A 6,789-nucleotide genomic window follows, 5' to 3' on the forward strand; every position below is an offset into this window, starting at 1 on the left:
ACCTTAAAAAAGCTATCTTAAAAAAACCATCTACCAAATCATAGCAATAAAAAAAGCCAAGTTCATCAGAACTCGACTTTTTTATTGAATATAATGCTAAAGCTGTTACTTAGCTATTCAGCTTTCAGATGGCGAACGCGTTTTTATTTATAGTAAGCGTTTTCTGTACGAGTATGGTCAGTATCGTCAACCACTTGCGTTAGCTCTGGAATTTGCTGTTTAAGCTGTACTTCAACGCCTTGACGCAAAGTCATATCAACGGCTGAACACCCTTGGCAACCACCGCCAAATTTCAATACAGCCGTTAGACCAATGCCTTCTTCATCAATAAGCTCAAGTAGCTGTACGTCACCACCATGCGCTGCCAAACCAGGGTTAATCTCTGACTGCAATACGTAGTTGATGCGTTCTTCGACACTAGCATCAGCGCCTACTTTAGGTACTTTAGAGTTCGGCGCGCGGAAAGTCAGCTGACCACCAAAACGGTCTTTATTATAATCGATGACCGCATCTTCTAAATAAGGTACTGACGCCGCCTCGATAAAGGCAGAAAACTTCTCGTAAGTAAAACGCAAATCCGCGCTGTCTTCTTCACCTGGTTGGTTATAAGCCATGCAACACTCTGCACGCGGTGTACCAGGATGTTCAACAAAGATACGTACACCGATGCCATCAATATCTTGTTTAGACAATAAATCTGCCAAATAGCCTTGAGCTGACTCAGTGATAGTGATGTTGCTCTTTGCTTCGACTTGCTCGGTATCTAGTGCTGATTCATAGCCAGCAGTTTGGTCTAATTGGTTATCAGCTTGGTTTTGATCACTCATAATGTTTCCTATGCGCTATGACACAAACGCTATATCTATTATGGCTACTGTGTCGTGAATTTGGATTTTCAAAATATTTACGGCTTATATAAGACATGCAGACTAGCAATGATTGTGATTTATTATTGTATGACATTGGCCGACATGAGTATCAAGTTAATCCGTCTATAGCAGTCATTATACCTCAATCAAGCATCAATTCCGACCACACTACTGTGAATTGACTCGAGACCTCTATAAATGGTTGTCATTGATTTTTTCAATGATGCTGGCAATCGGCAAGGTAGCTTTATATTTGAACAATATAAAACAAACGTGCCTGTTTCTGTGTTGGTTGCCAAGTTATTCTCTATATAAAGACAGCCGTATCATTTATCAAGCATACTTAGTATTTTCGATATGCCATACCGTTCACATCTGGTCCGAGCACGTCAGCTAGTTTTAACGTAGTATTGATAATTTGAATGATTTTGCACACTGGCTTTATAAGCATGAAAGTTTTTAATCGCCTTATATAAAAACTATATATTGTTGAGATAGGATCTTTTTTATGATGACACGGACGTTGCACCTAGTAACCACCAAGGATGATGAGAAAATTGCTGTTTGGAAAGTAGTTAATGCTATAGACGACGGTACGATAGCTAACACATCAGAAAACAACCTGCCTAATATCACACCGCAAAACATATTTCTGACGCATGGTACGTTTTCTGACAAGCAAACTTGTCTCAAAATCGCCGAATATTTTGCGGGACTTGGCCATCACTGCTACATCATGGAGTGGCGCGGGCATGGAGGTAGCTCTCTACCGAAAGAAAAGTTCAACTTTGAGACTGTCGCCACTTACGACTATGAGGCGACTTTTCGCTATTTCTTTGAAGAACTAAAGCTCGCTAATTTGCACTGCGTTACTCACAGTGGTGGCGGTGTTGGTTTGACCATGTTTCTCGTCCAAAACCCAAGCTATATCAATAAGGTCAATAGCATCAGTATGTTTGCCTGCCAAGCTTTTGGTGCGGTAGAAGATTCGACTAGCTACGCGAAAATACTTACAGCCAAGATAGTGACTCGACTTGTCGGCTTCATACCAGCTAAGCAGTTCAAGGTAGGCCCTTTCAACGAAAGCTACTATACGATGACCCAATGGTACGATTGGAATTTGCGCAAAAACTTCAAAAGCAGCTTTTTGAAAAAGTCTAGTTTTGATAAAGGTGAAGTAAACAAAAGCATTCATCAGCAAAAAAATACTGGCGATGACTTTATCGATTATCGACATCATATGCCAAAAATTACCATTCCTATTTATTCTATTAGTGCGAAAGGTGATAACTTCATATCCCCTACTCGCGGCTGTCGTTTGTTTTTTGATGGCTTTAATAACTCAGCCAATATCTTTCGAGAGTACTCACTCAGTCACGGCGATTTAGATGACTATACGCACAGCCGCATTATGATTAGTCGTAATGCGGCTACAGAGATTTGGCCGACAGTGACAGCGTGGATAGAGAAGCATGCTGGTTGAAGTAAATATACCGATTAGACTATGTTGATCATGACACACCCCTAAACATCTTTGTACTTGTCAGCAAGTCATAGGCTGTGTCAGTATTAGCGTCATCAATTTTTAATCAATAAAAATAAGTCGTAGGAAGTTGGCGTCTATGAGTGAATTATCAGAGCAACAGTCAGATCAGCAACACCTAGATCAAAAAAACAGCAAGCACTATCGTTATCTAGTCTTTATCGGGCGCTTTCAGCCGTTTCATGCTGGTCATAAGGCCGTCATCGATGAGGCGCTAAAACGCTCAGACGAAGTGATTATGCTGATTGGCTCAGCCAACCTACCACGTAGCTTACGCAATCCATTTAGTGTCGCTGAACGTGCAGCGATGATCAAAGGCGCCTACTCTGACGAAAAAGCTGCACGCATACACTGTGTTGGCTTAGACGATGCGCTCTACAACGACACCCGCTGGCTCCAGTATGTGCAGGCAGGCGTAAAATCTGTCACTGGTGACTTGCAGAGCGATATCGGTCTGATTGGTCATTCAAAAGACAGCTCATCTTACTATCTGTCATTGTTCCCCAACTGGGACTCTGTGTCAGTGCCTAATTATCACAACTTATCAGCCACACCGATTCGTGACAGCTATCTTATGGGGGCCACGCCAACACCTGAGCGTACGCCTGAGTCGACGCGCAACGTCCTTGATGCATTCAAACAAACTGACGACTATCATCAGCTGCACGAAGAAGCAGACTTCATCGATAAATACAAAAGACAGTGGGAATCAGCGCCTTATCCGCCTACTTTTATGACTGCTGATGCACTGATTGTACAGTCAGGACATATCCTGCTGGTTGAACGACGCAGTATGCCAGGGCGCGGACTGTGGGCACTGCCAGGTGGATTTTTGAATCCCAAAGAAACGCTGTTTGATGCTTGTATCCGTGAACTGCGTGAAGAGACTCGCCTCAAAGTGCCTGAACCAGTATTACGTGGCTCATGCCATAGCCAGCATACCTTTGACGACCCGTATCGCTCAGCGCGTGGCCGTACGATTACCCAAGCGTTTTATTTTCAGCTCAAAAACGATCCAAAAGGTCTGCCAAAAGTAAAAGGTGGCGACGATGCAACCAAAGCATTTTGGCTACCATTGGCAGAGATCGATGCCAAAATGATGTTTGAAGATCACCATGCGATTATTACTAAAATGGTTGGCTTGTAGTTCATTTCTAATCATTTTTTTAACGGCTTTTTCTAATTGCTACTTGGGCAAATTATTATCAAAACAGCTAGCACTAAATATCGCACTATTTGTTTTATGACTTTTAGTGACAGCGTTGTACTAATGCGATAACAACATAATATCAATAAACTAATAACTTGATATCAATGCCGATAGACGGCAATCAACCGCTGCCACTGTTCTTTCAGTAAAGCAGCTGCGGCATTTCGAAGCAGAGGAGTTCTGTGATGTATACCAGTAATCTAAACAATTTAATCTTAAATAGTGACAGCTATAAGACCTCACATTGGGTGCAATACCCGAGCGGTAGTGAGTATCTGTCAAGCTACATTGAAGCGCGCAAAGGCGACTACGATGTGGTGTTCTTTGGCTTGCAAGCATTCATCAAAGAGTACTTAAGTACCCCTATCACACATCAAGATATCGATGAAGCCGAAAAGGTCATTCAAGCGCATGGCTTAACCTTTAACCGTGCAGGCTGGGAACATTTGATTGAAAAACACGACGGCTACTTGCCACTGCGTATTCAAGCCGTACCAGAAGGTAGTATCGTGCCAGTATCTAATGTAGTCTGCCAAGTGATCAATACTGATCCTGAGTTTTATTGGCTACCTAGCTATATCGAAACAGCGTTATTGCGTGCGATTTGGTATCCATCCACGGTCGCCAGTGTTTCTCATTACTGCAAAGATATTATCCGTCAAGCATTAGAAAAATCAGCAGACAATACAGAGTCGCTGCCTTTTCGCTTGCATGACTTTGGCTCGCGCGGGGCATCAAGCCAAGAAACCGTTGCACTTGGTAGCTTAGCTCATTTAGTCAACTTTGCTGGTACCGACTCGATGACAGCGCTTATTGCCGCTAGTCGTTGGTATGAGATGAGTGACGATATGCCTGCGTTCTCTATCCCAGCGGCTGAGCACAGTACGATGACAGCATGGGGACGTGATGGCGAAACTGCTGCTTTTCACAATATGATCGAGCAGTTTGGCGGTGAAGACAAAGCCTTTTCGGTCGTATCTGATAGCTATGACTTGTGGAATGCCATCGACAATATCTGGGGCGATGCCTTGAAAGAGGAAGTCAAAAATATGGGTGGCACCTTAGTCATCAGACCAGACAGCGGCGAACCTACCAAAGTCGTCCGTGAAGCGTTAGAGCGCTTGGCAGTGAAGTTCGGTACGACCGTAAACAGCAAAGGCTATAAAGTACTGCCCGACTATGTGCGTATCATTCAAGGTGATGGTATCAGCCCGCAAAGCTTAAGCAAAATTATTGATGTGGTAATCAAAGCAGGCTTTAGCATAGAAAACGTGACATTTGGTATGGGCGGTGGTCTATTACAGCAAGTCAACCGTGACACCATGAGCTGGGCGATGAAATCTAGTGCCATCCGTATCGATGGCGCATGGAAAGACATTTATAAAGACCCTGTTACCAGCCGCTCGAAACGCTCGAAAAAAGGACGATTGGCACTGGTAAAAGGTGATAGTGGCCAGCTAAAAACTGTCAAAGAAAATGAGATGAACGAACCCGCTGACAATCTATTACGCGATGTCTATGTCGATGGTAAATTATTAATTGAGGACAGTCTCACGACAGTTAGGGAACGCGCGGGATGGTAGATACCAGTAAACTGACATCGGTCGCAAAAGACGTTTTATTTGCTCCTGTTTACCTCTATCAAGGTCGTAGAATTAAACGTGATACCGTTCGCCTACCTGAACCACATGGCGAAAGGCATGGCGCGATTGAGCTGCCTCAAGCGAATCATGAGCTATCAACGCAAGATGCTAAGACGTTTAATCTTATGATCGTTGGTGATTCGGCAGCAGCAGGTGTGGGTAGTCAGACTCAGCAGGAAGCGTTGACCGGTAAACTCATTCCTATACTGGAGCAAAACAAAGCTATCCAATCGAATTTTGCTCGACTCAATTGGTCATTACAAGCGACAACAGGTCATACCAGCTTTGATATTCTACGCAGATTGTATGTCCTACCCGCTCCTCGTCAGTCTATTGATGTGATGTTGCTGAGCGTAGGGGTCAATGACACAACTTCCAATGTCTCTGTGCATAAATGGAAACAGCAAATTGCAGACATTATTAATATTGCACAGCGTAAATTTGGCGTACGAGAACTGGTTTTTTTAAGTTTGCCGCCGATGGCAAAAATGCCTGCCATCCCTGCTCCTCTCAATAATTTTGTCGGGGCAAAAGCGTCAATACTGGACGGGATATTACAGCAGGTTTGTGCCGCTCATGCTGGTGTCACTTATATGGCAACTGACTTTACGCGGATGTTAGAAGAGCATGCAAATGGCTCGCCTATTGATATAGCGGTGATGTTTGCTAGCGATGGATTTCATCCTAGCAGTCTGATGTACGGTTATTGGGCACAGCAAATAGTGGAGACCATTACTCAGCTATTAGATATTCCTGTCACTGAATCTGAGCATTAAAGATATTTACTATCTATACCTTTGAAACATAAAAAAACCGCTGAATATTCAGCGGTTTTTTATTGCTTGGCAAAATACATTTACACCGTAAGGGTAAATTATTCAGCAGCGTCAGCAGCTTTCTTGCTACGGCCACCAAATGCGCCAAAGCGTTTGTTGAAGCTTGCAACACGACCTTCAGTAGAAGTTTTACGTTGCTCACCAGTATAGAATGGATGCGACGCACTTGAGATATCAAGTGGGTAGTATGGGTATTCTTTACCTTCGTACTCACGAGTCGCTTTAGTCTTAGCCGTTGAGCGAGTCAAAAAGTACACGTCAGCGTTAGTGTCGTGGAATAAAACTTCTTGGTAATTAGGATGGATATCTTTACGCATAATATACTCTCTAGGTCCGATGTATGTACAACGTCTAAATACAGCATCATTGATGATGTATCAAACAGATAATGACATACGTAACTGAGGCACTAAGGACATTACAAGTATGGCAACTGCGTCACTGGCTTATTCCAGCACCCAACACCACCCTTCTGTTCGCTTAGCCTTTCCCCAGCGGGAAAATTAAACCGCGATTTTAACGGTTTTTGACGTAAGACGCAAGAAGCAGTTGTGATAGAGATATGTGATAAGTTGTCACTGTAAGGGTGAGAATGTTGAGATAGATGATTGGTTTTAGTAAAGTAATTAGGTTAGTTAAATTAATCAATAAATTATCTTAATGTAGCCAAACTAACTAAATACAATCT

6 protein-coding genes are annotated in these 6,789 nt (G+C 43.1%); 4 read left to right on the forward strand and 2 right to left on the reverse strand.

Annotated features, from left to right (window positions below; all coding sequences use genetic code 11):
* Window positions 1-143 precede the first annotated feature (143 nt).
* On the reverse strand, window positions 144-827 hold the full coding sequence (nfuA, locus tag ACT3QQ_RS11300; RefSeq protein ID WP_444528108.1) for a Fe-S biogenesis protein NfuA: 684 nt from the start codon (window positions 825-827) through the stop codon (window positions 144-146).
* A 550-nt stretch (window positions 828-1,377) separates the two neighbouring features.
* On the opposite strand from nfuA, the gene ACT3QQ_RS11305 reads away from it, so the two are divergent.
* The 4 genes from ACT3QQ_RS11305 (at window position 1,378) to ACT3QQ_RS11320 (ending at window position 6,041) form a co-directional block, all read left to right on the forward strand.
* Window positions 1,378-2,352: an alpha/beta fold hydrolase gene (locus ACT3QQ_RS11305; RefSeq protein ID WP_444528109.1), complete on the forward strand. Its 975-nt coding sequence runs from the start codon at window positions 1,378-1,380 to the stop codon at window positions 2,350-2,352.
* Window positions 2,353-2,491: 139 nt separating this feature from the next.
* On the forward strand, window positions 2,492-3,559 hold the full coding sequence (locus ACT3QQ_RS11310; protein WP_444528110.1) for a bifunctional nicotinamide-nucleotide adenylyltransferase/Nudix hydroxylase: 1,068 nt from the start codon (window positions 2,492-2,494) through the stop codon (window positions 3,557-3,559).
* Between the two features lie 248 nt (window positions 3,560-3,807).
* Complete coding sequence (locus tag ACT3QQ_RS11315; RefSeq protein WP_444528111.1) at window positions 3,808-5,205, forward strand: nicotinate phosphoribosyltransferase; 1,398 nt, start codon at window positions 3,808-3,810, stop codon at window positions 5,203-5,205.
* Window positions 5,199-6,041 (forward strand): SGNH/GDSL hydrolase family protein, encoded by an 843-nt coding sequence (locus ACT3QQ_RS11320; RefSeq protein ID WP_444528112.1) that lies wholly within the window; start codon window positions 5,199-5,201, stop codon window positions 6,039-6,041. The genes ACT3QQ_RS11315 and ACT3QQ_RS11320 overlap by 7 nt, the downstream gene beginning before the upstream one ends.
* A 98-nt stretch (window positions 6,042-6,139) precedes the next feature.
* Here ACT3QQ_RS11320 and ACT3QQ_RS11325 read toward each other — a convergent pair whose 3' ends face one another.
* On the reverse strand, window positions 6,140-6,418 hold the full coding sequence (locus tag ACT3QQ_RS11325) for a type B 50S ribosomal protein L31 (RefSeq protein WP_444521222.1): 279 nt from the start codon (window positions 6,416-6,418) through the stop codon (window positions 6,140-6,142).
* Between the last annotated feature and the right edge of the window lie 371 nt (window positions 6,419-6,789).

This window comes from Psychrobacter sp. AOP7-A1-24 (assembly GCF_052376235.1).
Classification (GTDB): Bacteria; Pseudomonadota; Gammaproteobacteria; order Pseudomonadales; family Moraxellaceae; genus Psychrobacter.

What these genes read in the sequence shown, in the direction of transcription:
- nfuA (WP_444528108.1), bottom strand. Translation starts at nt 827, where the DNA reads ATGAGTGATCAAAACCAAGCTGATAACCAATTAGACCAAACTGCTGGC.
- ACT3QQ_RS11305 (WP_444528109.1), top strand. Translation starts at nt 1,378, where the DNA reads ATGATGACACGGACGTTGCACCTAGTAACCACCAAGGATGATGAGAAA.
- ACT3QQ_RS11310 (WP_444528110.1), top strand. Translation starts at nt 2,492, where the DNA reads ATGAGTGAATTATCAGAGCAACAGTCAGATCAGCAACACCTAGATCAA.
- ACT3QQ_RS11315 (WP_444528111.1), top strand. Translation starts at nt 3,808, where the DNA reads ATGTATACCAGTAATCTAAACAATTTAATCTTAAATAGTGACAGCTAT.
- ACT3QQ_RS11320 (WP_444528112.1), top strand. Translation starts at nt 5,199, where the DNA reads ATGGTAGATACCAGTAAACTGACATCGGTCGCAAAAGACGTTTTATTT.
- ACT3QQ_RS11325 (WP_444521222.1), bottom strand. Translation starts at nt 6,418, where the DNA reads ATGCGTAAAGATATCCATCCTAATTACCAAGAAGTTTTATTCCACGAC.